The sequence below is a fragment of the Streptomyces sp. SM11 genome (assembly GCF_002910905.1).
In the GTDB taxonomy this organism is placed as follows: Bacteria; Actinomycetota; Actinomycetes; order Streptomycetales; family Streptomycetaceae; genus Streptomyces.
Window position 1 is genome coordinate 120,142 of sequence record NZ_NEUE01000212.1, and the last position, 26,011, is coordinate 146,152.

The 26,011-nt window shown below is 68.7% G+C and carries 15 protein-coding genes and 5 pseudogenes; 6 read left to right on the top strand and 14 right to left on the bottom strand.

Annotated elements, in window-relative coordinates:
• Position 1: 1 nt before the first annotated feature.
• From pstB to B9S58_RS21195, 4 genes are all read right to left on the bottom strand, one after another.
• A complete protein-coding gene (gene pstB / locus B9S58_RS21180) occupies positions 2–850 on the bottom strand; it encodes a phosphate ABC transporter ATP-binding protein PstB (protein ID WP_103512532.1) in 849 nt (282 codons plus the stop codon).
• A 71-nt stretch (positions 851–921) separates the two neighbouring features.
• Positions 922–1,830 carry a phosphate ABC transporter permease PstA gene (gene pstA, locus B9S58_RS21185; protein WP_103533674.1) on the bottom strand — a complete coding sequence of 303 codons (909 nt, stop codon included), beginning with the start codon at positions 1,828–1,830 and terminating at the stop codon, positions 922–924.
• Positions 1,827–2,777: a phosphate ABC transporter permease subunit PstC gene (pstC, locus tag B9S58_RS21190; protein WP_103533675.1), complete on the bottom strand. Its 951-nt coding sequence runs from the start codon at positions 2,775–2,777 to the stop codon at positions 1,827–1,829. Before pstC ends, pstA begins: the two co-directional genes overlap by 4 nt.
• Entirely contained in the window at positions 2,777–3,751 is a 975-nt protein-coding gene (locus tag B9S58_RS21195) for a PstS family phosphate ABC transporter substrate-binding protein (RefSeq protein WP_103533676.1), read from the bottom strand. Before B9S58_RS21195 ends, pstC begins: the two co-directional genes overlap by 1 nt.
• 221 nt (positions 3,752–3,972) lie before the next feature.
• Here B9S58_RS21195 and B9S58_RS21200 point away from each other — a divergent pair.
• The 4 genes and pseudogenes from B9S58_RS21200 to B9S58_RS39290 all read left to right on the top strand — a co-directional run bounded on the left by B9S58_RS21200 (position 3,973) and on the right by B9S58_RS39290 (position 8,274).
• A pseudogene (locus tag B9S58_RS21200) lies at positions 3,973–6,032 on the top strand (PhoX family phosphatase).
• Between the two features lie 356 nt (positions 6,033–6,388).
• Complete coding sequence (locus B9S58_RS21205) at positions 6,389–7,666, top strand: APC family permease (RefSeq protein WP_103533677.1); 1,278 nt, start codon at positions 6,389–6,391, stop codon at positions 7,664–7,666.
• Between the two features lie 102 nt (positions 7,667–7,768).
• Positions 7,769–7,993 carry a hypothetical protein gene (locus tag B9S58_RS39285; protein ID WP_258044801.1) on the top strand — a complete coding sequence of 75 codons (225 nt, stop codon included), beginning with the start codon at positions 7,769–7,771 and terminating at the stop codon, positions 7,991–7,993.
• Between the two features lie 50 nt (positions 7,994–8,043).
• The gene (locus tag B9S58_RS39290) at positions 8,044–8,274 is read left to right on the top strand and encodes a hypothetical protein (protein WP_258044802.1); all 231 of its coding nucleotides are present in this window, start codon (positions 8,044–8,046) and stop codon (positions 8,272–8,274) included.
• A 13-nt stretch (positions 8,275–8,287) separates the two neighbouring features.
• Here B9S58_RS39290 and B9S58_RS21215 read toward each other — a convergent pair.
• The 5 genes and pseudogenes from B9S58_RS21215 to B9S58_RS21240 form a co-directional block, all read right to left on the bottom strand.
• A pseudogene (locus B9S58_RS21215) lies at positions 8,288–8,600 on the bottom strand (PadR family transcriptional regulator).
• Between the two features lie 1,163 nt (positions 8,601–9,763).
• Complete coding sequence (locus B9S58_RS21220) at positions 9,764–16,993, bottom strand: LamG domain-containing protein (RefSeq protein WP_146063544.1); 7,230 nt, start codon at positions 16,991–16,993, stop codon at positions 9,764–9,766.
• Positions 16,994–17,813: 820 nt separating this feature from the next.
• A complete protein-coding gene (locus tag B9S58_RS21225; RefSeq protein WP_103533679.1) occupies positions 17,814–19,616 on the bottom strand; it encodes an IPT/TIG domain-containing protein in 1,803 nt (600 codons plus the stop codon).
• 275 nt (positions 19,617–19,891) lie between these two features.
• Positions 19,892–20,785 (bottom strand): hypothetical protein, encoded by an 894-nt coding sequence (locus B9S58_RS21230; RefSeq protein WP_103533680.1) that lies wholly within the window; start codon positions 20,783–20,785, stop codon positions 19,892–19,894.
• A 784-nt stretch (positions 20,786–21,569) separates the two neighbouring features.
• Positions 21,570–22,571 carry a TIGR00341 family protein gene (locus B9S58_RS21240; RefSeq protein ID WP_103533682.1) on the bottom strand — a complete coding sequence of 334 codons (1,002 nt, stop codon included), beginning with the start codon at positions 22,569–22,571 and terminating at the stop codon, positions 21,570–21,572.
• Between the two features lie 319 nt (positions 22,572–22,890).
• Here B9S58_RS21240 and B9S58_RS21245 point away from each other — a divergent pair, with 319 nt between their 5' ends.
• Complete coding sequence (locus B9S58_RS21245; protein WP_103533701.1) at positions 22,891–23,325, top strand: transposase; 435 nt, start codon at positions 22,891–22,893, stop codon at positions 23,323–23,325.
• 519 nt (positions 23,326–23,844) lie between these two features.
• Here B9S58_RS21245 and B9S58_RS21250 read toward each other — a convergent pair.
• The 5 genes and pseudogenes from B9S58_RS21250 to B9S58_RS39300 all read right to left on the bottom strand — a co-directional run.
• Positions 23,845–24,102, bottom strand: a pseudogene (locus B9S58_RS21250) (cation transporter); the annotation flags it as partial.
• Positions 24,033–24,416, bottom strand: coding sequence for a hypothetical protein (locus tag B9S58_RS21255; protein ID WP_258044816.1), 384 nt, complete (start codon positions 24,414–24,416; stop codon positions 24,033–24,035). The gene B9S58_RS21255 and the pseudogene B9S58_RS21250, both read right to left, overlap by 70 nt.
• 85 nt (positions 24,417–24,501) lie before the next feature.
• Positions 24,502–25,068: pseudogene (locus B9S58_RS39295) on the bottom strand (adenylate/guanylate cyclase domain-containing protein); the annotation flags it as partial.
• On the bottom strand, positions 25,065–25,433 hold the full coding sequence (locus B9S58_RS21265; protein ID WP_258044815.1) for an aroma-sacti cluster domain-containing protein: 369 nt from the start codon (positions 25,431–25,433) through the stop codon (positions 25,065–25,067). The pseudogene B9S58_RS39295 and the gene B9S58_RS21265, both read right to left, overlap by 4 nt.
• A 6-nt stretch (positions 25,434–25,439) precedes the next feature.
• Positions 25,440–25,598: pseudogene (locus B9S58_RS39300) on the bottom strand (response regulator transcription factor); the annotation flags it as partial.
• 205 nt (positions 25,599–25,803) lie between these two features.
• Between B9S58_RS39300 and B9S58_RS21270 the strand changes: the two are divergent.
• Positions 25,804–26,001 (top strand): aroma-sacti cluster domain-containing protein, encoded by a 198-nt coding sequence (locus B9S58_RS21270; protein ID WP_103533684.1) that lies wholly within the window; start codon positions 25,804–25,806, stop codon positions 25,999–26,001.
• The last annotated feature ends 10 nt before the right edge of the window (positions 26,002–26,011 follow it).

A 26,011-nucleotide genomic window follows, 5' to 3' on the forward strand; every position in this document is an offset into this window, starting at 1 on the left:
GTCAGCCGAAGCGACCCGAGATGTAGTCCTCGGTGCGCTGGTCGGAGGGGTTGGAGAAGATGCGTTCGGTCTCGTCGTACTCGACGAGGCGTCCGTGGCGGACTCCCGCGTCGTCGACGTCGGCGGTGAAGAAGGCCGTGCGGTCGGAGACGCGGGCGGCTTGCTGCATATTGTGGGTGACGACGATGATCGTGAACTCACGGGCGAGGTGCGTCATGAGGTCTTCGATCTTGGCGGTGGCGATCGGGTCGAGGGCCGAGCAGGGCTCGTCCATCAGGATGACCTCGGGCTTGACCGCGATGGTGCGGGCGATGCACAGCCGCTGCTGCTGACCGCCGGAGAGGGCGAGCGCGGAGGTCTTGAGCTTGTCCTTGACCTCGTCCCAGAGGGCCGCGTGGGTGAGGGTCTCCTCGACGAGGTCGTCCAGGTTGCCCTGGAACCCGCCGACGCGGGGGCCGTAGGCGATGTTGTCGTAGATCGACTTGGGAAACGGGTTCGGCTTCTGGAAGACCATGCCGATCCGGCGGCGGACCTCGATCGGGTCGACGTCCCGGCCGTAGAGGTCCTCGTTGTGGTAGTGGACCTTGCCGGCCACGCGGGCGCTGGGGACGAGGTCGTTCATGCGGTTGAAGCAGCGCAGCACGGTGGACTTGCCGCAGCCGGAGGGACCGATCATCGCGGTGATCTGCCGGTGCCCGATGGTCATGTTGACGTCGCGTACGGCCTCGTGGTCGCCGTAGAAGACGGACAGGCTGCCGACCTCGAAGACGGGGCTGTTCAGCGACGGGGCGCTGCGGAAGGCGACCTGCGGAATCCTCGTGCCGCCGGTGGCGTCGGAGGGAGGGGTCATGGCGGTCTCCTGCGGAGAGTCGGCGGTGGGGTCGAGGTGTCGGGCCGCGGAGGGTGCGGAGGTCATGGCGGTCACCAGGTGCGGGAGTAGCGGTTGCGGAGCCAGATCGCCACGGAGTTCATCACCAGCAGGATCACCAGCAGGATCACGATCGCGGCGGAGGCGAGCGAGACGAACTCGGCACGGGACTGGCTGATCCAGTTGAAGATCTGGATCGGCAGGACGGTGAACTGGCTCTGCACGCCGCTGGGGTTGAACGTGATGAACGTCAGCCCGCCGAGCAGAAGCAGCGGGGCCGCCTCGCCGATGGCACGGGACAGGGCAAGGATCGAACCGGTGGCCATGCCGGGAACAGCCGCGGGCAGGACCTGGCGCCAGATGGTCTGCCACTGCGTGGCGCCCAGGGCGAGCGACGCCTGCCGGATGGACTGCGGTACCGCGCGAATCGCCTCCCGGGAGGAGATGATCACCACCGGCAGGACCAGCAGGGACAGCGTCAGGGACGCGGTCAGCACGGTCTGCCCGAAACCGAGGCCGCGGGAGATGATGCCGAGGCCGAGGATGCCGTAGACGATCGAGGGCACGGCAGCCAGGTTCTGGATGTTGATCTCGATCGCACGGTTCCACCACTTGTCCGGGTCGGCGTACTCCTCCAGGTAGATGGCAGTGAGGATGCCGGTCGGGAGGCAGTAGAGGGCGGTGAAGCCGATGACCCAGACCGTGCCCATGATCGCCGACTGGGCCCCGCCCTGCGTCGGGTCGATGTAGTCGGGGAAGTTCATCCACAGCCGCGGGTCCAGCCGCGACCAGCCCTCGCTCAGCACGTAGGCGAGCAGCGAGGCGAGGAAGACGACGGCGACGGCGAGCGAGCCCCACAGACTCAGGTGGAAGACCCGCTCGCGCAGAGAGGTTCCCTTGCCCTTCAGCCGGGAAGCGTCCTGGTGGAGGGCGGCGTCGCGGTCGATAACTTCGGAACTCATTCGTACACCTCGCGGTACTTGCGCACCAGACGGATGCTCAGCAGGTTCATCACCAGCGTCATCACGAACAGCAGGGCACCCACGGCGAAGATGGTCTGGTAGCCGGTCGAGCCGGTGGGCAGGTCGCCGATGCCGGCCGCGGCGATGAACGCGGTCATCGTCTGCATGCCTTCGAGCGGGTTGAAGGACAGGTTCGGCTGCCCGCCCGCCGCGATGGCCACGATCATCGTCTCGCCCAGCGCCCGGGAGATACCGAGGACGATGGCCGCGACGATGCCGGACAGCGCGGCGGGGAACACGACGCGGGTGGAGACCTGCATGCGGGAGGAGCCGAGGGCGAACGCGCCGTCGCGCAGCGCGCGTGGCACCGCGCTCATCGAGTCCTCGGCGAGCGAGGCGATGGTGGGGATGATCATGATGCCCATGACGAAGCCTGCGGCGAGGGCGTTGAAGATCTGCGGCCCGTCACCTGCGGGCCAGATGCTCTGCAGGACCGGGGTGATGGCCTTGAGGGCGAAGAAGCCGTAGACGACCGTGGGGATGCCCGCGAGAACCTCGAGCAGAGGCTTGAAGATCTTCCGCACGCGCTTGTTCGCGTACTCGCTCAGGTACACCGCGGCACCCAGGCCCAGCGGAACGGCCACCAGCAGGGCGATGAGCGTGACCATCAGGGTGCCGCCGACGAGCGGCAGAACGCCGAAGGAGGCGGGCTTGAACAGGGGCGCCCAGTTGGTTCCGGTGATGAACTCACCGAAGTCGACCTTGGAGAAGAACTCGCCGGCCGGGGGGATCAGGGCGATGACGATGCCGATCGTGGTCAGCACCGAGACCAGGGAGGCGGTCACCAGGAGAACCTTGATGGCCTTCTCGCCGTAGCGCGGCTGGGACCGCTTCAGGAAGCCGGGGCTTCCTGAAGCGGCCCGCCGTGATGAGAGGGTGGAACTCATCAGGAGTGCTGCTCCCGCAGAGTCGCGAGGTCCTTCTCCAGCTCCTTCTGCTGCTCAGCGTTGAGCGGCACGAACTGCGCCTTCTCGGCGATCTCGGCGCTGTTCTCGACGTAGTACTCGACGAACGCCTCAGCCTCGGGCTTCTCCAGGGAGGATGCCTTCGGGTAGATGAACAGCTGCCGGCCCAGCGGCGTGTAGGTGCCGGTCTGCACCGTTTCAATGCCGGGGGCGACACAGCCGCCGCCGCCGTCGATCTTGAGGGCCTTCAGCTTGTCCTTGTTCTCTTCGAAGTAGGACAGGCCGAAGTAGCCGATACCGCCCTTGGAACCGGACACGCCGCGGACGGTGACGTTGTCGTCCTCGCTCGGGTTGTAGTCGGTGCGTGAGGCGCCTTCCTCACCGTTGATTGCGTCGGTGAAGTAGTCGAAGGTGCCCGAGTCGGTGCCCGCGCCGAACAGTTCCATCTTCTGGTTCGGGAACTTCGGGTCGACCTGGTTCCAGTTGTTCACCTTGGAGCCGGGCTCCCAGATCTTCTTGAGCTGCTCGACAGTCAGGCACTCGACGAAGTCGTTGTCCTTGCTCACCACGACCGACAGGCCGTCGTTGGCGACCGAGAACTCCTCGAACTTGACGCCCTTCTTCTCGCAGAGGGCCTTCTCCTCGTCCTTGATCTCCCGGGAGGCGTTGGAGATGTCGGTCTCGCCGGCGCAGAACTTCTCAAAGCCACCACCGGTGCCGGACGTGCCGACCGTGACCTTCACGCCGGGGTTCGCCTGCTGGAAAAGCTGGGCAGCCACGGTGGACAGCGGGGCCACCGTGCTCGACCCGTCCACCTTGACGGTCCCGGACAGCTTGTCGCCGCCCTCACCGCTTGAACCGGCGTCAGCACCGCCGCACGCACTCGCGGCCAACATCACAGCAGCCGTCAGAGCCAAGGGAGCCTTGGCCCGGCGCAACGAAGTGGAAATGTTCACGACTCTCGACCCTCGTGTCTGCCGGTACACCCGGCTGTCTGCATCAGGTGCGCAGCGCACCCCGTTCGGACTCCTTCATCGAAGTCCGCCTATATGAACATGGGGTGTACGAGGGCCTCATCGAGCATGAATGATAGCTAGTCATCTCTATAGACGGATGATGATGTTTACGCACACGGAGCCCTTCCCAGTCAACGTCCGACCTTCGCCACCCCGGCCGCGTGGCCGAAAGAGTGGACCTGCCCGTGCTGCCCAGCCACAACACGGCACGCTCGGCTCTTACCTGCCGCTACCGGTGTGGCGACGCCTGCTCCCACGAGGCTCCGAACCGCTCGCTCAACACCTACTTCGGCGACATCGTCCACCAGGTGTCACGCCGCGGAGCACTCAAAAGCGGAGCGGTCCTCGCCCTCGCCGCAGCCGCCGGGACGGCGGTCGCCACACCCGCGGTGGCGTCCGGCAAGCCCACCACTTCCGCCGCCCACCGCGGTCCGGACCGGGGTGCGGGCCGCCTGCCTCGCGGTCTGCGCTTCGAAGCGGTGCCGCCGAACACCGCCGACGCCGTGACCGTCCCCGTCGGCTACGCCCAGCAAGTCGTCATCCGTTGGGGCGACCCCGTCCTGCGCGGCGCGCCCCGCTTCGACGCCCGCCGCCAGAGCGTCGCGGCCCAGTCCCGACAGTTCGGCTACAACTGCGACTACATGGCTTTGCTCGACCTCCCGGCGCACTGCCGTGGCGACCAGCTGCTCGTGGTCAACCACGAGTACACCAACGAAGAGATCATGTTCTTCGGCTACGACTCCGCCAACCCGACCCGCGAGCAGGTCGAGATCGCCTGGGCCGCCCACGGCCTGACCGTCCTCAGCGTCCGCACCGATCGACGCTCCGGCCGACTGTGGCCGATCAACGGCGACGCCCTCAACCGTCGCGTCACCGCCACCACCCCGTTCGAGCTCACCGGCCCGGCGGCCGGCAGCGACCTCCTCAAGACCAGCGCCGACCCCACCGGCCGCACCGTCCTCGGCACGCTGAACAACTGCGGCGGCGGCGTCACTCCGTGGAGCACCGCCCTGTCAGGCGAGGAGAACTTCAACCAGTGCTTCGCCAACGCCGCCTCTGTCACGGACCCGACCGCCAGGCAGCGCCTGGCCCGCTACGGCCTGCCGACCGGAGCCAGCCAGCGCAAGTGGGAGCGTTTCGACGACCGCTTCGACCTGGCGAAGGAACCGAACGAGGCCAACCGGCACGGCTGGATCGTCGAGATCGATCCGTACGACCCCGACTCCGTACCGCGCAAGCGCACAGCCCTCGGCCGGTTCAAGCACGAGGCCGCCGAACCCCGCCTGACCAGCGACGGCCGGGTCGCCCTCTACATGGGTGACGACGAGCGCTTCGACTACCTCTACAAGTTCGTCTCCACCCACCGGTTCAAGAAGGGCAAGAGCCGGGCCGCCCGAGAGCACAACCTCCGCCTCCTCGACGAAGGCACCCTCTGCTTCGCCAAGTTCACCGGGGACAGCCCACTCGCCGAGATCGACGGCACCGGCATCCTCCCCGAGGACGGCGACTTCGCGGGCTCAGGTACCTGGATCCCGCTTGTCACCGGCAACACCTCCCTCGTCGCAGGCATGGCCGCCGACGAGGTCTACGTCTTCACCCGCCTGGCCGCCGATAGGTGGGCGCCACCAAGATGGACCGCCCCGAAGACGTCGAGCCCCATCCCCACACGGGCCGCCTCTACGTCGCACTCACCAACAACAAGGACCGAGGAGCCGCCGGCAAGACCGGCCCCGACGAGGCCAACCCGCGCAACGGCAACAAGCACGGCCACATCCTCGAACTCGACGAACGCCGCGCAGACGCGGCCGCAACATCCTTCAACTGGCGCCTCATGCTCGTCTGCGGCGACCCCAAGGACCCCTCCACCTACTTCGCTGGCTTCGATAAAAGCCAGGTCAGCCAGATCTCCTGCCCCGACAACATCGCCTTCGACGAGCACGGCAACCTCTGGCTCGCCACCGACGGTGCCGCCCTCGGCGCCAACGACGGCCTCTTCGCCGTCCCGGTCACGGGACCCCACCGGGGCCACATCAAGCAGTTCCTGACCGTCCCCAAGGGTGCCGAGACCTGCGGCCCGATCATCACCAACGACCGCATCCTCATCGCCGCCCAGCACCCGGGTGAAACCGACGGCGCCACCACGGAGAACCCTGGTTCGGCCTGGCCCGACGGACCAGGAACGGTACCCAGGCCGTCCGTCGTCGCGGTGTGGGAGTCCTGACCCGCGTAGAGCGATCTCGCCACCTCCCATCCGATGGTCAGTGGTGCTGCCGATGAGCAGTGGTTCCCGGTCCGCGACCGGGGAGACGGCGCTCGAAGTCGTCGGCAACGGATGCGGAGGTCGGCTGAGGGCCCGCCATAAGGTCACATGCGTCTTGGAGAACAGCCCCCTGCCTCTTTTTGAGTGATACCGAGTCGTGACAGTCGATCGACGCTCCGAGATGCTCTCGCGGACCTTTCTCGACCTTGCTCCGGAGAAGCGTGGACCGCCGGAGCCAGTTGGTCGCAGCCCGTATATCGTATGCCGATATCGGGTTCCGTCACGTGTCTGCGGCGCCGCTGCCGAGGGAGTGGGCCATGAGTAGGCAGCCATCAATAGCAGCGGTTCCGGAGGAGTTGCGGCGACGGCTGGGGGTGGTCGATGCGGTAGTGATCGGCCTGGGGGCGATGATCGGGGCGGGCATTTTCGCCGCGCTCGCTCCGGCGGCGGATGCGGCCGGGTCCGGGCTGCTGCTCGGCCTGGCCCTCGCGGCGGTGGTCGCTTACTGCAATGCGACGTCATCTGCCCGGCTTGCCGCGCGCTATCCGGCCTCGGGCGGCACCTACGTCTACGGGCGCGAGCGGCTGGGCGACTTCTGGGGCTACCTCGCTGGCTGGAGCTTCGTGGTCGGCAAGACCGCGTCCTGCGCGGCCATGGCCCTGACCGTCGGCTCCTACGTGTGGCCCGGTCAGGCCCACGCGGTCGCGGTTGCGGCGGTGGTGGCGCTGACCGCGGTGAACTACGCCGGGGTGCAGAAGTCGGCATGGCTCACACGTGCGATCGTCGCGGTCGTCCTGGCGGTGCTGGCCGCCGTGGTCGTCGCCATGCTCACCTCCGGCGAGGCGGACACCATTCGCCTCGACATCGGCTCGGATGCCACCTTGGGTGGCGTGCTCCAGGCGGCGGGGCTGCTGTTCTTCGCGTTCGCCGGATACGCGCGTATCGCCACCCTGGGGGAGGAGGTCCGCGACCCGTCCCGCACCATCCCCCGGGCGATCCCCATCGCGCTCGGTATCACCCTGGCCGTCTACGCCCTCGTCGCCGTCGCCGTCCTGCTGGTGCTGGGGCCGAGGGAGCTGGCGGGTGCGACCGCGCCGCTGTCGGACGCCGCGCGCGCCGCGGGCGTGGACTGGCTGGCCCCGGTCGTACGTGTCGGTGCCGCCGTGGCCGCGCTCGGTTCGCTCCTGGCGCTGATCCTCGGTATTTCCCGCACGACCCTCGCCATGGCCCGCGACCGGCACCTGCCGCACGCGCTGGCAGCCGTCCACCCGAAGTTCAAGGTGCCCCACCGCGCCGAACTCGCGGTCGGCGCCGTGGTGGCAGTGCTCGCGGCCACCACGGACGTGCGTGGGGCGATCGGCTTCTCCTCCTTCGGCGTGCTGGCGTACTACGCCGTCGCGAATGCCTCCGCGTGGACGCTCACCCCGCAAGAGGGCCGTCCCGTACGGATCATCCCCGTCGTCGGGCTGGCCGGCTGCATGGTCCTGGCCTTCGCTCTTCCGATCTCCTCGGTGATCTCCGGGGCGGCTGTGCTGGCCGTCGGCGCTGCCGCCTATGGCATCCGCCGCGCGGTGATCTCCCGTCAAGCGTCGTAGGAGCCTTCGGCGCGCCCGGAAACGGCGTGAAACCCCTGGTGCCCTGCCCCGCGGGACGATATCGGCTTCCGATACACCGCGAAGGCAGAAGGGCACCCTCATATGACGCGGCTCAGCACCTGGCAGACTCGGCTGACCTCGACCAACGCGCCCGCCGCGGTGGTCCTCATCCGTGCCTATGTCGGCGCGGTCTTCCTCTTCGAGGGCATCCAGAAGTTCCTCTACCCCGAGGACCTCGGCACCGGCCGGTTCGACAAGGCCGGCATCCCCTCCCCGGATTCTTCGGCCCCCTGGACGGGGCCTTCGAGATCCTTTGCGGCGCGCTGATCCTGGCAGGGCTGCTCACCCGGCTCGCCGCCGCACCGATGGTGGTCAACATGCTCGGCGCCCTGCTCATCACCAAGCTGTCCATCCTGTGGGGCGACGCCACGCTGTTTGCCGGCGAGTCAGGCTGGTGGGACTTCATCCACGAGTCCCGCACCGACCTCGCCCAGCTGTGCGGAAGCCTCTTCCTGCTCATCGTCGGCGCAGGTGTCTACTCGATCGACGCGCGCTTGCACCGCAGCGCCGCCGTCACCCGCGCAGCGGCGGAGCCGGTCGGGGGGTGAGCGGCGCACTGCCCTATGGCGCGTCGTCGCCGAGGACTTCGTGGGCCCAGCTCCTTGAGCGCCCTGCGGTCCTCGGCCAGGGCTTTCCTTCCGGCCTCGGTGGCCCGGTACACCCGCCGCATGCGGCCGTCCACCACTCGCTGCTCAGAGACCAGTAGCCCGTCGGCCTCCAGCCGGTGCAGCGTCGGGTACAGCGTGCCGGGGCTGATCTGGTACCCGTGAGAGGCCAGTTCCTCGGTCATCCACGCGCCGTGGATCTCCTCCTCGGCCGCGTGATGAAGGATGTGCAGCCGCACAGCGCCCCGCTGGAACTCCCGCACCCTCAACCCGCCTTCCCTGCCTGCCCGGCAGTGACGAAACCGATATCGGATACCGATTCTACGTCGCTTCGCCGCCCTTCATCCCGGGCCCGATCGCATGCCACCAACTCCGCTCGGCGCCGCCTGTCCGGGGCACATGAAACAGTGCCCCCAACAATGGAGGAGGAACGAGCGATGCCCGCCCCACCGGTCCCCGTCGACAGTAGCTTCATTGAGTCTCTCTGCTACTTGCGTCGCCAGGAAGCCAGAACCAGTAAGCCTGCGGCTCCCCGGGCCCGGCCGATACGGAGCGTGACTGCGCCGGGCAAGGGGAGAGACGGTAACGGAGTCGGCAGCATGCACTGTGGGTGAGCCGTGCGGTTGGCTGCCTTCAAGCGGATACGCCGGGCGGACCGTCTCACACTGCGGGCCCCGGGGTGCCCTGTAGCCGTGCGGTACGTACCGCACGGCAGTGCCGTCACCAGGGATCGAGGAGGACGGAGCAGGACGCAGCAGGATGTGAATGTCCGCCTCTGCGACGTTTCCGCAGGTGAGGTGCGTCTCTCTTTTGGGTTCGAGTCCCACCCGCCCCACCAGATTTACCCTGCGGAAACGTTCTGACCTGCGGAAACGTTCTGACCTGCGGAAACGTGGTCTTCGCGGCCGCTTTCCGTGCGGTATTCGCCGCGCGCCGTGCGGTACTGAACCGCTGTCAGATGTGGCAACGCACTTGTAGGTGCGTCTGACCTGGCCTTTAGTGGCGATCGCCTGAGAGGGAGTTGTGGTTGTTGCTCCCACGGCCTTGGTCCGGTGGGTCCCGCCTCCATGGCGGGTGGGTGCCAGGAGAGGGGCGACTGCGTCTGTGACGCTCTGCTCGGCAGGGTGGCGCCATCACCTTCCGTGCGGCTGACATCGTCCTCGAGCCCGTCGCGCACCGCGGTTCAGACAGCTGCGCGCCATGACGCGCGTCAGCGTCCCTGTCGTGCCCGGCGCCCGGACGCACCCTGTGAGCATGTCGAGGACGCGTTCCCGGGTCAGTTAGCCGCAGCGGGGCCTTGACCCTGCCATGCAGGCAGGTTCAGCAGCACGTCCGGACGGTGGTCGTCGCCGGGATGGTCGGCGTCTGCCGTGCCGCCCGCCCTGGGTGCCGCGCCGAGGCGGTGCCCAGGGCCTCCCCGTTCGGCGGCCTGTCAGAGGATCTTCAGGTCGTAAGGGCCGGCGAGGGGGACGTAGCCGTCGTTCGCCAGAATCCACAGCTGGTAGCTGCCGACGGGGAGATTCTCGGAGTTGGGGATGGATACGGTGCCGCCGGCGTCCGGGACGTACTGCCAGCCCTTGGAGCCCGAGTTCAGCGCGGCGCCCGTGGGAAGGACGCTGACCCAGTTCTTGGGCATGACGAGTTCCGGGGCGATGGTGTAGCCCACGCTGATCGAGGTGCCCTGGGAAATGGTCGGGGCGGAGAGAGTGAGGGCGGCTTGCGCGGGCGCGGGTGCCGTGGGGGTGGTGGCAGGTGAGGCCGGGGGGGTGGTGGGTGTGATGAGGGCGGGCAGAACCAGCGGGTCTTTGGTGTCGGGGAGTTGGTGGTAGCCGGCGAGGCGTTCGGTGATCGTGGCGGTGTGGGGGACGAGGGCGGGGTAGTGCGTTCTGAGCGCGGCCGTGGTGGCGGCGGTCAGGTCGGCGAGGGTGCCGGTGGAGCCGGCCAGGTGGGGCTGGAGTTTGGTGAAGAGCTGGTGGTCGCTGGTGATGCCGAGCGCGCCGAGCGCTTTGGCGTAGCCGGTGGAGCCGGAGGTGGTGTCGAGGACGCGGCTGACGTAGGTGACGCGGTGCAGGACGCGCCAGCACGGCGGCTTGCGGTCGCTCTGTCGGGCGCGGGCGAGCTCCCTGGCATGCGGACTCATGTCCTTCTCCAGCCATTCGGGATCGACGACCTTGCCGTAGAAGTCCTCGAAGTTGTCGGTGGACGTGTCGAGGTAGAAGGTCATGAACCGGTAGGCGTCGACCCGGCCGGGAACCAGTTCCGGCCGGTTCGTGGCGTCGAAGACGGGCTCCCCGGCGACGTGCTTCTGGAGGTCGGAGCCGGGCTTGGCGGCGACCTCCAGGGCGAAGGTGCGCTGCGATTCTTTCGTCTTGCGGCGGGTGATGCTGTACCCGGCTCCGAGGGTGATCTCGAAGCCGGCGCTGAGGCCGATGCCCGCGACCTCGAAGCCGATGTCCTCGCTGTAGGTGGCGCTGCCGGAGACGCTGAAGTCGCCGGCAGTGGTCTGCGTCACCTGATCGGTGGTGCTGGTGGTCTCGGAGAACAGGCCGCCGGCTGCGGTCCACACGTACGTGTTGGCGATGTTGCGCCGAGCGGCGGATTTCGCCGCGGCGCGGGCCGCCCCGGCGTCACCGGCGCTCCGGGAAGCTACGCCGGTGCTGGTGCCGCTTCCGCCGATCATGCCGTTGAGGGTGCGGTCGGCGGCCGCGGCGACCGGGTCGGGCGTCGTGGGGTTGGTGCTGACGGAGTCGTAGAAGCCCTGGAGCTGTAGTTCCTCGCGCTCGATGCGGCGTTTGAGTGCATATGCCTCGCGGGGCCGGTAGAAGCTGTAGGCGTTTCCGTCCCCGGCGTTGGGGAAGTCCGGGTCGGGGAAGGGCTTCAGCACGCCGGTTGCCGGGTCGGGGGCGCAGCCGATCAGACCGTCGAGAGTGCCCTGCTTGGTGTACTGCGGGTTGATCGGGAACGGGATGATGTTCCAGTCCCGGGGGATGTCGGGGTTGGGGACCATGCGGTAGGCGACAAGCGCGCCGTTGTGCTTGAGGCGCAGCGCGTACTGGTCGGCGGTGTCGGACTGGACGAACGCGAAGCCGGTGTTGGCCGGTGCCCAGCGCCGTCCGACGGCGGGGTTGACCTGTCTCTTGGCGTCGTCGGGCTCCCAGTGGCCGGTGAGATTGACCTCGCTGGTGCGGGTGGTGGTGGCGCCCTGCGTGACCTGGACGTCGTTGCTCCAGCCGCCGCTGGTCTTGAACTCGACGCTGCCGCCGATGTTCAGCGTGCCGGCGGTGGCGGCTGTCGCGGTGCCGACGCCCAGCGGGGCGGTGACCAGGAAAGTGTCGTTGCTGATGGTGGCCTTGAGGAATGCCTTCGCGGAGGCGTCGAAGCTGGTCTTGCTCTCGGAGGCAAGGGTGTGGGTGACGGTGTCGGCCTGGACGAACTTGACCGAGGAGGCGTCCTTGTAGGTGTCCGCCGTGCCCTTGACAAGGTTCTCGGAGGGGACGGGCGGTGCGCCCTCGAGGTAGCCGACCAGCTGGGGGGCGAACTGGGCCTGGCCGACCCAGGTGGTGGCCAGGTCACCGACCTTGAACCCGGTGGTCAGGGTCCAGGCGCCGTCCCGGATCGAGGAGTAGGCGCGCTTCATCACGCCGAACCGCAGGCCCTCGCTGTCGCTCTGCAGGTCGGCGTACTCCCCGGCGTGCGGGGTGGCGTCGATGGAGCTCTGGAAGACGGTGCGCGCCCCGGTCAGCGCGGAGCGCACCTCGGCGGTGTCGTCGCTGATCGGCGCGTGCGAGATCGCCACGCCCGGTGCCGAGTTCGACGGATACAGGTGACAGCCGGCCGGCCCGGCGTCGAGCACCTTCGCCCCGGGCTTTGCCGAGTCGGGGTCGATCGCATAGTAGGCGAGCAGGTCCTTCTGGTCACCGCGCAGGCGGGTGAACATGGTGTCGAGGATCTGTTCCTGGCTGCGGCAGGTCCGCCACACCCGCAGTTCGTCCAGGCCGCCGTTCAGTAGATCGTCCCAACTGCCGTCGGAACGCTGCATCGCGCCGACGACGACCTGCTGGGCGCCGAAGTCCGCCAGAGGACCGTTCAAGTTGGACACAGCGGTGGAAGGGACGCCGTTGTGGTATAGGGTGATCCGGTTGCCGTCCGGGTCGGGGGTGCGGACCCGCACCGCACCACGGATCTGCGCGGGATAGGTGGCGCAGGCGTCCGCGGTGACCGCGCCGGAACGCTCCGGGAAGCGCCACCAGGCGACCAGTGCCTCGGCGTCGGCGGCGATCGGCACGCCGATGTGGTCCACCGGCCGGGCGGTGGACCAGATCCGCACCTCCGCCACGGTGCCGCGCAGCCCGAAGGCATCGGTGCGGACACGGAACCGGCCGATCTCACAGTTCGCGTCATTGCCGACCGGCTTGGCGCCCTTGTATGTGAACGGATTGCTGCCGACGAGCCGGCCGTCGACGTAGAAACGGATCCCGGCAGCACCCTCCTTGTCCTCGGCGGCCCGGCGGGTGACCGCGACCTTGGTGAACTGCCCCTTCGGCACCGTCGTCCCGGATCTGAACGTCTGCCGGGACTTGTCCCGGCCGTCGCCGCCTTCGAAGCTGAAGGCCAACTGCCCATCGGAGTCGACGTAGAACGCGTACGGCACCGCGTCGCCCGCCCCGGTCTCCAGCGCGCCCTTGCTCACCAGTCCCTGCGGGCCTCCGAACGCGTCGATCTGCACGAACGCCTCGATGGTCAAGTCCCCGGCGAGGTCGAGGCCGTCGGGCCCGCCGGCGTCCAGATAGCCGGTGCCGTCCAGCTTCAACGCCCAGTCCTGGCGGAACGCTGCCCCCACGTGCGACCAGTCCGCGAGCGGGAACGCCTTCTGGCTGACCACCGCCTGGGAACCCAGGACGGCGGCCACCCGGAAGCTCCAGGGCGCGGACGCCTCGATGGAGTACCCACCGCTCCCGGTTCCGTTGTACCCGTTCCCGGTCCGGTCCGTGGTGTCGCCGTCGGTGAACGTCCAGTAGGCCAGCAGGTCCTTCTCACGTCCGGTGAGGCGCCGCCTGGCCAACGCCTTGACCTCCTCAGCGGAGCGGGCCTGCCCCCAGACCCGGATCTCGTCGAACCAGCCTGTGCCCACACACAGAGCGGTCTTACCGCCGCCGTGGTAGGCGGTCCGGGCGGTGTCCTGGGCGACCTGAACGCCGTCGCAGTACAGAGTGCGGCGGAGAGTGGGCGCGTCGAACACCAGCGACCAGCAGTGCCAGCCATAGTCGTCCTGGCCACCGACCAGCAGATCTGAATCGGTGGTACCCCACCCGGCTATGAACCGGTTGTCGGGCGCGATGCTGAACGCCAGCGCGGAATCCCCCTGAACATCCATGTTGTGCATGATCGGAGCGACAACGGTGCCCGCATCCCGGCGCACCCAGGCTTCGATGGTGAAGCTTTTTCCGGCCAGGGGGATTTCCTTGCCGATGTCAACCTTGCCGGTCCCGGTGGCCCGCATCGCGCTGGTCGCCGACGCCTCCTCCAGCGCGAGCGAGTACGGGACCTGCCCGGTGTTGGCGTGCCAGACGCGGCTCTGGTCGTCCACGGCAGCGGGTCTGACCCACGCCTCCACCGTCACGTCCCCCTCCGGGGCGATCTTCGGCCACTGCGCCTGGGGCAGCGTCAGGTGCTGGTTGGTGCTGCCGAACGTCAGGGCCCGGCCGGGAGCGTTGCCGCGCCAGCGCGGCAACAGCGGCTGTGCGCCTTCGACCGCGGTCCCGTCGGGGACTCTCTGGTCGGCGGCGACCCCGGTGGTGGAGGCACCTACGATCCGCGAACCCGCGGCCAGGGAGACGCCCGGCACGGTGCAGGTCGCCCGCGCGTAGTCGTAGAGCATCCCGTGCACGTTCACACCGCTCGTATCGGCGAGCCCGCCGGAGGTCAGTGTGATCCTCCTGCTGCCGGTGGCGGCCACCGTCTCAACCGTCCGCAGACGTCCGCCGATCGCGACGGCCTCACCGGCTGCCAGGCTCCGCGTCAGCGGCTCGGCGAGCTCCACCACCGCGTCCCGCGCCGTGGCGACCCGTCCCAGCAGCGGTCCACCTGCCCGGCGACCGTTGAGGACCCGGGCGAAGTCACCCACCGCGCGCGGCACGTCGGGAAAGCGCTCTCTCACCGTTCCCGAGGCCACCTCGACCGTGCACACCTCGGCCGTGCTGCCAGGCGTGACGGTGACCGCGAAGTCCACCGGCCGGGCGGCCGGGTCACGCGAGACAAGGGACACGGCTCCGACGCTCACGGCGATCCTACGGGTCGCCCGCGACACGGTTGTGGGGTAGTAGAGGGAGAAGAACTGCCCGTCCGCACCCGCGTAATACAGCACCACGTCGCCGTTGGCACTGTCCAGCAAGGACGGCGCCCTGTCGGTCCACGCGAAGGAGAGCAGCGCGCCGTACGTGCTCAGCCCCGCCCGGTCGACCGCGACCTTCGGCATCGGCAGCACCACGTCCGCGCCGCCCCTCATTCCCCCTGACAGCGTCGCCAACTCCGCCTCGGACGCCGCCACCTCAGCCCGGTCCTGGGCCAGGCGCGCCTGCGCCATCCACATTTCCAGCACGCTCTGGGCCAGCTGGTCACGCTGCGCCCGGCGGAAGCCCATGTGCCAGATCTCGGCAAGGTAACTCAGCGTGGCCGGGAGGTCGTCGGCGAGCTTCTGGTCCGCTCCGAGCCGGGTGCGGGCGGCGGCGACCTTGGCCTCGGCAGCGGCGAGCCGGTCGAGGTCCCTGGTCGGCTCCGGCGCACCGATCGCGTCGAGCTTCAACTCCCTGGGCACGGAGGCCAGCCGACCGCCGCGGCCGAGCGCGAAATCGAGCGCGCACAGGTGGTTGCGGCCCGCCGCGCCCCCCTGCGGGGGCGGGCCGGAGGTGGCACACGCCAGCAGTACCCGGGCCTGGCGCTTCTCGGTGGCGACGACACCGTAGCCGGAGGGCTGCTCCTCCTGCTGGTAGTAGAGCGTCGCGGTCAGCCCGCCGACGACCTCGCGGCCCTTGACGGCGAGCATGTCGCGGGACAGGCCCGGCCCGTCGCCCACGGGCGCGTCCGAGCCAACCCAAACGGCGCGGTCGACGGTGGTATCGCGGCGCCGGTCGACCATGTTCGCGGCGATGGTGCCGGAGCCCTCGTCCAGGCGCAGGTAGCTGACCAGGCCGGCTTCGGTGCCCAGCAGGCGGCGGCCTCGGTCAGCGAGGTCGGCGGCGCTCCGGGCCCGGTTCCAGATCCGGACCTCGTCGATGTCGCCGCTCAGGGCACTGGCTGCGTCCCAGGTGCCGGTCCGCCCGAGCAGGACCGCGGAGGCGGGTACCGGCAGGGTGGGCACCGTGGTGCGGGCGGTCTCGACGCCGTCGATGAACAGCACCGCCTGCTTGCCGTCGACGACCAGGGCCAGATGCGCGAACGCGCCAGGGGCGAGGGCCGGACCGCTGGTCAGCTGCCAGCCGCTGGAACCGTTCGCGGCGTACGGCTGGTACTGACTGTTCAGACCAAGGCGGAAGCCGGTGGGGGCGCTGTCGTCCTGGGACGCCAACACCGTGCCACCCGGCGCTGTGGCCTTCACCCATACCTCGAAGGTGGCCCCGCCGCCCGGCGCGGGCAGGGAGCCGGTGCCGATTCTCACCTCGGACACGGTGCCGGCGTCGAAGCGCAGCGCCGTGCCGGCCCGGTCGGACGTCGCTGGTACGGGCACCAGCGGTCGCCCGGTATTCGGGTCGGTTCCGGGTTCCCGCTCCAGCACCGACTTACGGAACCGCGGATCGGGGCTGGTGTACAGCTGGGTGCCGACGATGTCGAACAGGCCGTTGGAGGTGCGCTCGCAGTTGAACGACTCGATGCGCTTGCCGACGGCGTTGTTGACGAACAGCTGCCAGCGCGAGACACCCTCGACCTCGGTCGGCAGCAGCAGCACCGCGAACCCGCCGCCGGTCAGCCTGGGCACGAACGACAGGACGGTGGTGGGCTCGTAGAACTGCTTGCCGTCCATGTCGCGGGTCCCGAGCGTGTCGGTGCCGCCCGCCGCCGGGAGGTACTTGCTGCGGGAGCGCTGGTAACGGGACTGCACCACCGGCTTCAGCACGGATCCGACCAACACGAACCGGTCGCACAGCAGTGACGCGTCCGCTGCGGCCTTCGCCCCCGCGGCTCCCAGGGCGGCATCGCCCGACAGCCCGTTCCCCGACGTCCTGTACACCGCGCCCTGCTCTCCGGCAGCCACCGACTGCCGGAACACCAGGATGTACCGGCCGTCCGAGACGACCTGGACAGGCACAGCCGCCGTGAGCCGCGCGGTGCTCGACAGGAACGGATCCGTCTCCGCGCCGTACAGGTCCTGCGGCCGAACTTCGGCCGTTCCACCGGACTTGACCGTTGGCATGCCATACACGGCGGGAACGTCCGTGTACGGGTCCACGATCTCCGACGGGAAGCGCAGCAGTGTCGGCTCGGCGTTCCAGTACGCCGCGTCCAGCTCCCCCTTGCCAGGCTGCGTCTGTTCCAGGTCGAGCACGCTGTAGTGAATCCGTCGCATATCGTCCATGGCGAAGGCCACAGTCGTCCCGCCGTGCCGCACCATCGTCGTCGAGACGTATGTTCGATCCCGGTACGACTTCACCAGTGCCTTGTTCCGCAAGTTCCCGCCCCTGCCTACTGCGGCCGCGACGCCCGCGCCACGGCCGACCTTTCAAGTCGGAATGTGCACGCCCTCGGTGGGGCGATCGAACCCTCGACCCAGCACTCAATGAGCACTGGAGAGGAATCGCGGCAATGCTGTGCATCAGACGCTGGCCGGCGCCCCCATGTAAGGCCGGACCAGAGCATCTGCCCATAAGAACGGGGCAGTTAGATCGAGCCAGTCGGTCCGTCGGTGCACTCTATGCGGCAACTTTGCCTGTGCGTAGGGCGGTTGCTGTTTTCAGTCAATCCCTCGACGAACAAGCCGGGCTGAGCTTGTTCCGCGTTGACGGACGCCTGCGGTGTGGTGAGTCCGGTCTTCCTCGGTTCGTGATTGATCGATCGTGGTACTGAACGCCGTACGAGGCGACCGCTCGTCATGCGCATGCAGGGATGCGGTCATGGAGCGAGGACCGTATCTGCGCGACTTGCCGGCCGCGCAGTGGGCGTTGATTGAGCCGATGACGGTCTGGATGCAGGGCAGGGTGGCGCGGTCGGCGACCGGGGTCCGCGGGACCTGAGATCTGCGGGGGGTCGTGAACGGCGTGCCGCCAAGGGTGGCTCGGTGTGCCCGAGCCACCCTTGGCGGCGGTTGTCGGCAGCAGACGCATTCCACTTGTCCGGAGCTGGTGCTCGTCCGTGCTGTGTGGCCGACGCGCGTACTCGTGGCCTGTCGCCATGGTCGGCCCAGGGCCGGCGGCCCTGCTGAAGTACGTCTCGCCCCCATGGGTGACGCGATGCAGGCCCCAGTGGTTTTCGGATGAGTCTGCGTGCAGGTTCTAGGAGCAGGTGGCCAGGATGACGGAGATGACGGTGCAGTTCGCGCTCGCGGTGTCGTTGGCGGTGTCGGGGTCGATGGGTGCGGAGGTGGTGCGGGTGGTGGTGGCCTGGATGTTGCCCAGGGAGAGCAGGTGCAGCGGAACGCGGAAGCTCTTGTTGGGGGCGGCGCCGTTGGCGATCTTGTCGTAGGCGCAGGTGACGGTGGAGGCGGTGGCGGTGCAGCCCGGCGACAGGTGGGTGGCGGTTGCGCCGGGCGGCAGGGTGGTGGTGAGGGTTGCCGAGGTGACGGTGTCGGGGCCGGTGTTGTGCGCGGTGAGGGTGTAGGTGAGGTAGGGGACCAGGATGCCCAGGTGCGGCTGCGCGGTCAGGTCGACGTCGATGTCGGCGGGCGGGGCCAGGTAGGTGTACTGGCCGCCGGGTGAGGCGGCACTGGTGCCGCCCGGGGTGGTGACGGTGACATCGACAGCGCCCGCGGTGTGGGCGGGGACGGTCGCGGTGACGGTGAAGTCGTTGACGACGGTGACATCGGTGGCCGGGGTGGTGCCGAAGGAGACGGTGCTGGTGCCGGATAGGTGCGTGCCGGTGATGGTGACGGTGCTTCCGCCGGCGGGGGTTCCGGTGGCGGGGCTGATGGAGGTCACGGCCGGTGGCGCCTGGGCAGTCCGCAGGGCGGCGGACCCGGTGCTGAGGGTGCCGGTGCTGGTGACGGTGTTGGTGGCCGGGTCGATCACCGAGACGGACCGGGAGTAGGAGCTCGAGACGTATACGGCGTTGCCCGACGGATCGGCCAGGACCTCCACCGGGTTGTCGCCGACGGGGATGGTGGTGCTGACGGTGTTGGTGGCGGTGTCGATCACCGTGAGGGCGTCTTCTGTGGGCAGGGTGGTGTACGCCTTCGTGCCGTCCGGGGAGATGGACATGCCTCGTGGGCGGGCGCCGGTGTTGATCGTGGCGGTGACCGTGTTGGTGGCCGTCGAGATGACCTGGACGGTGTTGTTCTCGTACGCGGGCACGTACACGGCCGAGCCGTCGGGGGTGACCGCCAGGTTGCTGGGTCCGCTGTTGGGTAGACCGATGACCGTGGTCACGGCCTGGGCCGCGGTGTCGATGACGGTGACCGAGTTGGCGTAGTAGTTTGCCACGTAGGCCCGTTTGCCGTCGGGAGTGAAGGCGATGGCCTCGGCCCCGTTGCCCGCGGGAACATCCGCGATGACGGTGTTGGTCGCGGCCGAGATCACCGCGATCGCGTGGATACCCTGCGAGACGTAGTGGCCTACGTAGACCTGGCTCCCGTCCGGGGACACCGCGACCGCCCACGGGAGGTAGATGTCGGCGATGGTATCGGTGATCGTGCCCGTCTCGGTGGAGACCACCGAGACCGTGCCCTCGAGCCGGTGCGTGGCATACACGGTGGAGCCCTCAGGACTCACCGCCAGATCCCAGGGACGAACGCCGAGAGGGATGGTCGCGGTGCTCGCACCGGTGGCCGGGTCCACCACCTGAACCGCCTTGTTTCCAAGGGCGTACAGAGGCCGGACCGAACTGGTCTCCGCAGAAGCGGCCGTGGCAGTCGTAGCCGTACCGAGCCCGGTCGCGGTCAGCAGACCGGCACACAACACCAATCCGGTCCTGCGCAGGAAGCGGCGGGTCGCCCCTCTGCCGGAAAGAGAACCTAACAAGACAAACCCCCTGGCACCGGTACGCCCGGCCCGGCGGTCGGCAGACCGCGCCACGTCAGCCCGGCCTGGCGATCCGCGAACGGCTCTGACAGCGCGATCCGATCCCGATACCGGGCGAGACATTACCCAAAGCGAAAATCGATGTACACAGCGCAGTCGCCATCCGCGGACACCTCCGTCGGCGACCCCACGGAGATGAGGCGGCCCATCCCGGGCTAGTCGCAGGTGCGGCCTCCTTCATGCCACCCCGCCCCCTCCGCTGGCGGTCCGCACACCGGCGCGGACCGCACCGAGGTGGTGGTCGTCGCTCGACATTCTGGATACCCGCGCCGCTCCCCGGCGCAGCAGAGGGCCCGCACGACCGGTCAGGTCGGCGGGCCCTCGTACGCTGCCGGCTGCTACCGGCCGGCGCACGTCACGTAGACGTCCGCGGTGACCGGCTCGTAGAAGCTGCCCGCCTGGGCCCACCAGCCGTCGCTGCGGGCACCCTCACTCTTGAAGCCGGGCTTTGACGAGATCAGCGCGGCGTCGCGCCCACCAACCGAGGCACCGCCGCCTACGACCTGCCGCCCGTCCGCGCATACGAGGAACCCTCCGGCCGGGCTGTTCGAGGTTGCCCTGCCCGTCGACCAGGTCACGTCGGTGATCGGGTCGGCGCACATCGCGGAGGCGACGACGCCGACCGTGGTGTTCGCGGACTTCGTGCCGGCCACCACCCACTGGGTGGGCTGCTTGGCCGAGTTGAAGGCTGCCGGGTAGGACTTGGTGAGGGTGCTCCTGTCGCCCTGGATCTCGCCGCCGCCGCCGAGCGCGACCTTGCCCGCCGGGCAGGACACCGTGACCGGCTGGTCCACCGGCACCTGGCTCAGCGGCGCCTGAACGACCTCGTAGCCGCTGGGCTTCCAGGCGCAGATCGCCCAGATCGTCACCGTGCTGGGCTGTCCCGCGAAGTTCCGGGCACTGGCGACCCACAGCGACGTGTCCCGGTAGGGCTCCACGAAGCTCCCGACCAGGGCGACGGAGTCGTACACGGAGTCCGGTGCCGTCGCCTCCGCGCCACCACTGATGGCGACCTTCCCGTCCGGGCAGAAGATCTTCGCCTGTTCAAAGTCGGCGACGGTCCGTGTGGTCTTCACGGTCTCGACGCCCATCAGCGGCGGAGCCGAGGGCGGGCCCGGAGCGCTGGGCGCGGAGAAGGCCGGCCCGGTGACCGATAGCACGAGCCCGAGCGCCGCCGCGCAGACGGCGAGCCGGGACGTGAACCGGGAAAGGGAATGCTGCCGAGACTGCATGGAAACCCGATCTGTGAAAGCGCAACGGTGTCGCGCAGGGTGATCATGCTAGGACGGTAAGTGGTGGACCGCCAGCTGCCTTCATCAGATCCAGCCACAACCGGCTTCGGTTCGTGCGCCTGGGGAATGCCGTTGGCGACTCTGTTCCGTGCGTGCTGTGGCGAGCGAGCACCCGCGGTCCGGGACGGCATTTACGCAGCGGCTCTCCTTGAGCGGCACAGCAAGCCCGCGAGGACACGGCCGAACCGCGCCAGCACCTTGATGTCAGCAGCGAGTGTCGGCACCTTCCGAGGTGCAGCGAATCCGGAGTTCAGGGAATCGTGGGTTGGGGTCGGTTGGCGACATGGCGTAGGCGTTGCCGAAGACGCGGTGACCGACCTCGCGGGACAGCTCGCCTCCCACTGCACAGCGCTTCTTCAAGACATCGCCGACCGCCCCATGAACCGACCGAACAGCGACACGATCCGCAACGACGATGTGCCGTTCTGCTCATCCGTCCTCAGGCAGTCCCGTGCCCGGCTGATGCGGAGTGTGACTGCGCCGGGCAAGAGAAGAGGCGGTATCCGGGTCGACAGTATGCACGTGTCAGGATCATCGGCCTGAACAGCCTGAGTGCCGACCTCCACGGCCGCCTCACCGGCGAACTGGCCAGCCACTGACCCCGCGGGGTCAGCCGTTCCCCCGACGACCGTTGAGCTGTTTGCAATCCAACTGCTCGCGCGAGCTCGTCAGGTGTGCAGTTGACGAAGCTCCTGCGGGTGCTGGGCCCGTCCGAGCCACCCGCTCAGTCACCCACGACTCCGGCGTCGATGCGCCGGCCACGTGATGCGTCCACCACGACGGGGATGCCCTCCGGGATCCGGCCCTCCAGCCGTTCGAGCAGGGAGTCCACCGGTGGGAGGTCTCCGGGGACACGAACCTGGATGTACATCGTGCGTGATTTCGCGTCGACGCTCGTGACGGATGCGCCGGGCTCCTCGGCGAGCCACTGTTCCGCCGCGTCCTTCGTCTGGCCGATCCAGGCGTTGAGCAGGAGCGTGACCACGGTGTTGGCCGTCAGGGGCACGAATACGACGGTGAACAGCAGGGTCATGGAGGCGTAAGCCCTGCGTGCGGGCCGCCGGGCCGCTCTCTCGGCCTCCACTCCGTATCCGAGCGAGGCGAAGATCACCATGCCCCCGAAGACCAGGGCGAAGAGATTCGACACGAACAGCACCAGCGCACCCAGCGCCAGCCATCCCGAAGTCTGTCCCAGGCACACCCCGACCACTACCAGGGGCGGGACGAGGGAGATGGCGATCGCGACCCCGGGGAGCACGGCGCCTACATCCCGCCGGGCCAGTGCCACCGCCCCGGCGAAGCCGGTGGCCAGCGCGGCGATCAGGTCCATCAGACCCGGCGAGGTCCGTGACGAGATCTGACTGTTGGACAGCAGGTCGTAGTCGCCGGGGAGGGCCACCGACATGGCCATCCCGACCGCGATCACCAGCAGGCATGCGAAAAGGACGGCCCTGGCCGATCCGGTGCGGCGGCGCTGTACCGAGCCTAGGGCGATGCCCATGATCGGCGTGGACAGGGGGGCGATGATCATTGCTCCGATCACCGTCGCTGTCGAGTCGGTGAGCACTCCGCCGCCCGCGATGACCGACGACAGCGTCAGCATCGTCCAGAAGGCTGAGCGCTTGGATGTGGTGTCCCCGGACGACAGGTCGAGATCATGGCTCAGCTCGTCCAGCGAGCGGCGCTGGGAGGCAGGCAGAACTCGGGCGCGAACTTTGCTGATCACGTCACCAAACAACCACGATCAGCACGGTTCCGGCGTGCAGAACACGGGTTGGAAACGACGTATTGGCCAGGGGGTAGTTGGCCGGAATGAGCAACCCCGAACTTCGTAGCGGCCGGTTCGCTAAGTCTCGTCAACGTGCCGGCCCGGCGCGCGAACAGGTCGGTTGTGCAGTTCGATGAAGCTCCTGTGCGTGGTCCGCGCTGGGCGTCATGCTGTCGGCCGACCCTGCTTCGAGCTCGTCATACGATCTTGTTGAACGTTTCTGGTCGGCCGTGACCGGTGTGATGATTCGGCCGCTCGGGATGGTGTGCATACCCGGCTGTGGATCGTGGACGATGACCTGTGGGCGCTGATCGAGCCGCTGCTGCCGCCCTCGCCCGAGAAGGCTCCCGGCCCCCGGCCGGTGCCGGACAGGCTGTGCCTGCAAGGCATCCTGTACGTGCTGCACAACGACATAGCCTGGCAACTTCTGCCCCTGGAGATGAGGTTCGGCGGCGACAAGGGCTACGACTCCGACCCCAACCGGCGCGAACTCCGTGAGCGCCGGATCCTCCCGGTCATCTCCCGCAGAGGCGCCCCGAACTTGGAGGGCCTGAGCAAGCTCCGCTACGTCGTCGAGCAGACCTTCGCCCTGCTCCACCGGTTCGAACGCCTCGTCGTCCGCTGGGAGCGCCGCACCGAACTCCACAACGCATTCGCCTCCCTCGCTTGCAGTCTCATCTGCTGGAGAAGACTCAAGAAGGCTCGATCATGATCGCGTTACGAGCTTTGAGGAGTCGCCGAAACTTCACGAACGCCGAGCGGTCAGGAAGTACAGCGGGAGCAGGGTTCAAGGCCCAGTTCCTCCCGTGCTTCCTCCTCCGGTGCGGCCGCCCACTGCTCGACGGTATCCCGCTTTCCAGTCAAGGCTGGGCACTCGCTGTTGACGTGATAGGAGGTGCGGTGGATGCCTACGCGGTACATGACGATCCGCATGCTCTGCTGTCCCCTCGGTCGGTCCGTGGGTCAACCTACTTCAGCTGGCGGCAACCAATGGTGACCAGCTCGTAAGGTCGTACAGATCGAGGGGCATGCGGGGATCCCGCCCTCACTTACCTTCTCGGAGGGATCCGGGCTCTTGGAGGCAGTCACGAACACGCGTCACGCACACGGGTCCTGAACTCCTTGTCGAACCTGAACACCACCGTGGCGCCGGCTGTCTGCCGGTCTCCGCCCGGGCGCGCCCCGAGGCCGAGCCCCCGTTCGGACACTGCCGGGCGACACCAAGATGTGGTCAGATGCAGCAGTCGCATCCGGGACCACAGCCGCACGTGTCTGTCATGGCGTCCGCGGACGGTACAGCTGCGGCCGTGGGTGCGCAGCAGCCCTTGCCCTGCCAGGCGTCGCGGCCTTCCTTCACCGCGATCGCGGCGATGACGAGCGCGGCGATCGGGTCGGCCCAGGACCAGCCGAGGGTGGCGTTCAGCACCAGGCTGGCAAGCAGCACGGCGGACAGGTAGGTGCACAGCAGTGTCTGATTGGAGTCGGCGACCGTGTGCCCCGGGGCAGGCCGGGCAGGCCGGCGAGCCGGTCCCGGTCCAGGACCCGCGGCAGGTACCAGTCGAGCCGGCCGGGCTCCTGCTCCACGTAATGCCGGTCGAGGACCTTGAGCACGTACCGCTCTGCGGGGAGCAGTCCGGCCGCGTCCGCCGGGTCGGTGGTGACCAGCCCGCGCGGGATGCGTACACCGAGCTCCAGGGCCCGGGCCCGCTGCACCAACTGCCCCGGATCGGCGCCGCCGATGGAGGCCAGGGAGGCAGCAGTCAGCTGCTGGGCCAGCGCGGTCCACGCGTCCCGGTACACCATCCGCCCGCCGCCGGGCGGCGACCGGCTCGCGCTTGCCCTTCACCCACATCGGTGCGACGGCCTCCATGCGGATCCGGCCGCCGACCAGGCGGGTCGTCTCCTCGCCGATCAGGATCTCGTGCGGCTCGGCGTGCGACTGGAGGCGGGCGGCGGTGTGCACGACGTCCCCGACCACCCTGGCCGCGCCGCCGAGTGCCCCCGCCACCACGGCCTCTCCCGAAGCGATCCCGCAGTGGGTGTCCAGCGGCACCCCCGCACCGGACCCTCCGGCACCGGTCCCGATGGCCGTCACGGCCTCCCGGACGGCGCACGCCGCCCGGACCGCATGCAGCGCGTCGTCCTCATGGGTGACGAACGCCCCGAATACGGCCATCACGGCGTCGCCGATGAACTTCTCGACCACACCCCCGTGTTCGGTGACCGCCGTCGTGCAGGCCCGGTAGTACCGGTCCATCGTGCGCCGCAGCGCCTCGGGGTCCAGGGTCTCGGCGAGCACCGTCGAGCCGACGAGGTCGATGAAGACCGCCGTGACGATTCTGCAGCTGTCCGACGACGGCGCCCCCACGACGACCGGTGTGCCGCACCCGGGGCAGAACCGGGCTCCGTCCGGCACCGTGGCACGGCAACCGCCGCACCGAGCGGCACCGTTCACAGGAGCTTGAGGTCCTGTCCCTCCACCTCGCCGGTCACCGCTTCCAGCCGATCCTTGACGGAGTTGAGGACCTGGACCTCGTGCTCGCTGAGCCCCGAGAGGACCGAGCGTTGCTCGGCCGCCAGCAGGTCCACCGGGTGGCCGGCCTCACGTAGTGCGTGCAGGGCATCGAAGGGCATGGCTACCGGTACCTCGTTCCCGTAGTGCGGCCAGTCGAGCGTGACGCCGGCCGGTCCGATGGAGCACTCCACGACCGCTGCCGCCGCGAGGGCGCCGATGGCCTCCTGCCGCTTCCGCTCGTCCGCGGGCAGCGGCGGCCAGATCCCCTGGACCAGAACACCCTGGGCATACAGTCGCGCAATCATTTCCGTACGATTCGATGCGCCCGTTCTTCGGAGCATGTTGCATAAGTGAGCCGCCACCGTGTGCGGGCTGATGCACAGAGCCTCAGCGATGTCCCGGTTCGAGGAGCCGGCGGCCACGAGCGAAGCGATCAGAATCTCACGCCTGGTCAAATTCTTTGACCCCATTTCGGGGAGCGAAGCATGGGTCGGCAGAGAAGCTCCGCGCTCCCGGGCGTCAGATTAGCTGCGGGTCATGCTCCGGACAAGCACGCCTTGAGCGGGATCACACGCCGCCGGGTTCATAGTCGATCGAGGGATATGAAAGCCGGGGAGCGCCGGAGCAGCCTTGCGTTTGCACCTGGCCGTGACCGTCTCCATGAAGGAGTGACCCATGTCGCAAGCACCCCTCGACGCGCTGCGCAGCGCCGGCACCCCGGTCGACCTGCTGTCGGTGTCCGAGCGCGAGGTCTTCAACGCCCTCAGCCCGGACGAGGTCGCGGTCCTCGGCTCGATCCAGACCCGGCTCAACGCCGTGTCGGCCGCGGTCGAGGGCCAGGTGAAGGACAACCAGGTCAACGTCCTCTGCTGATTCCAGCCCC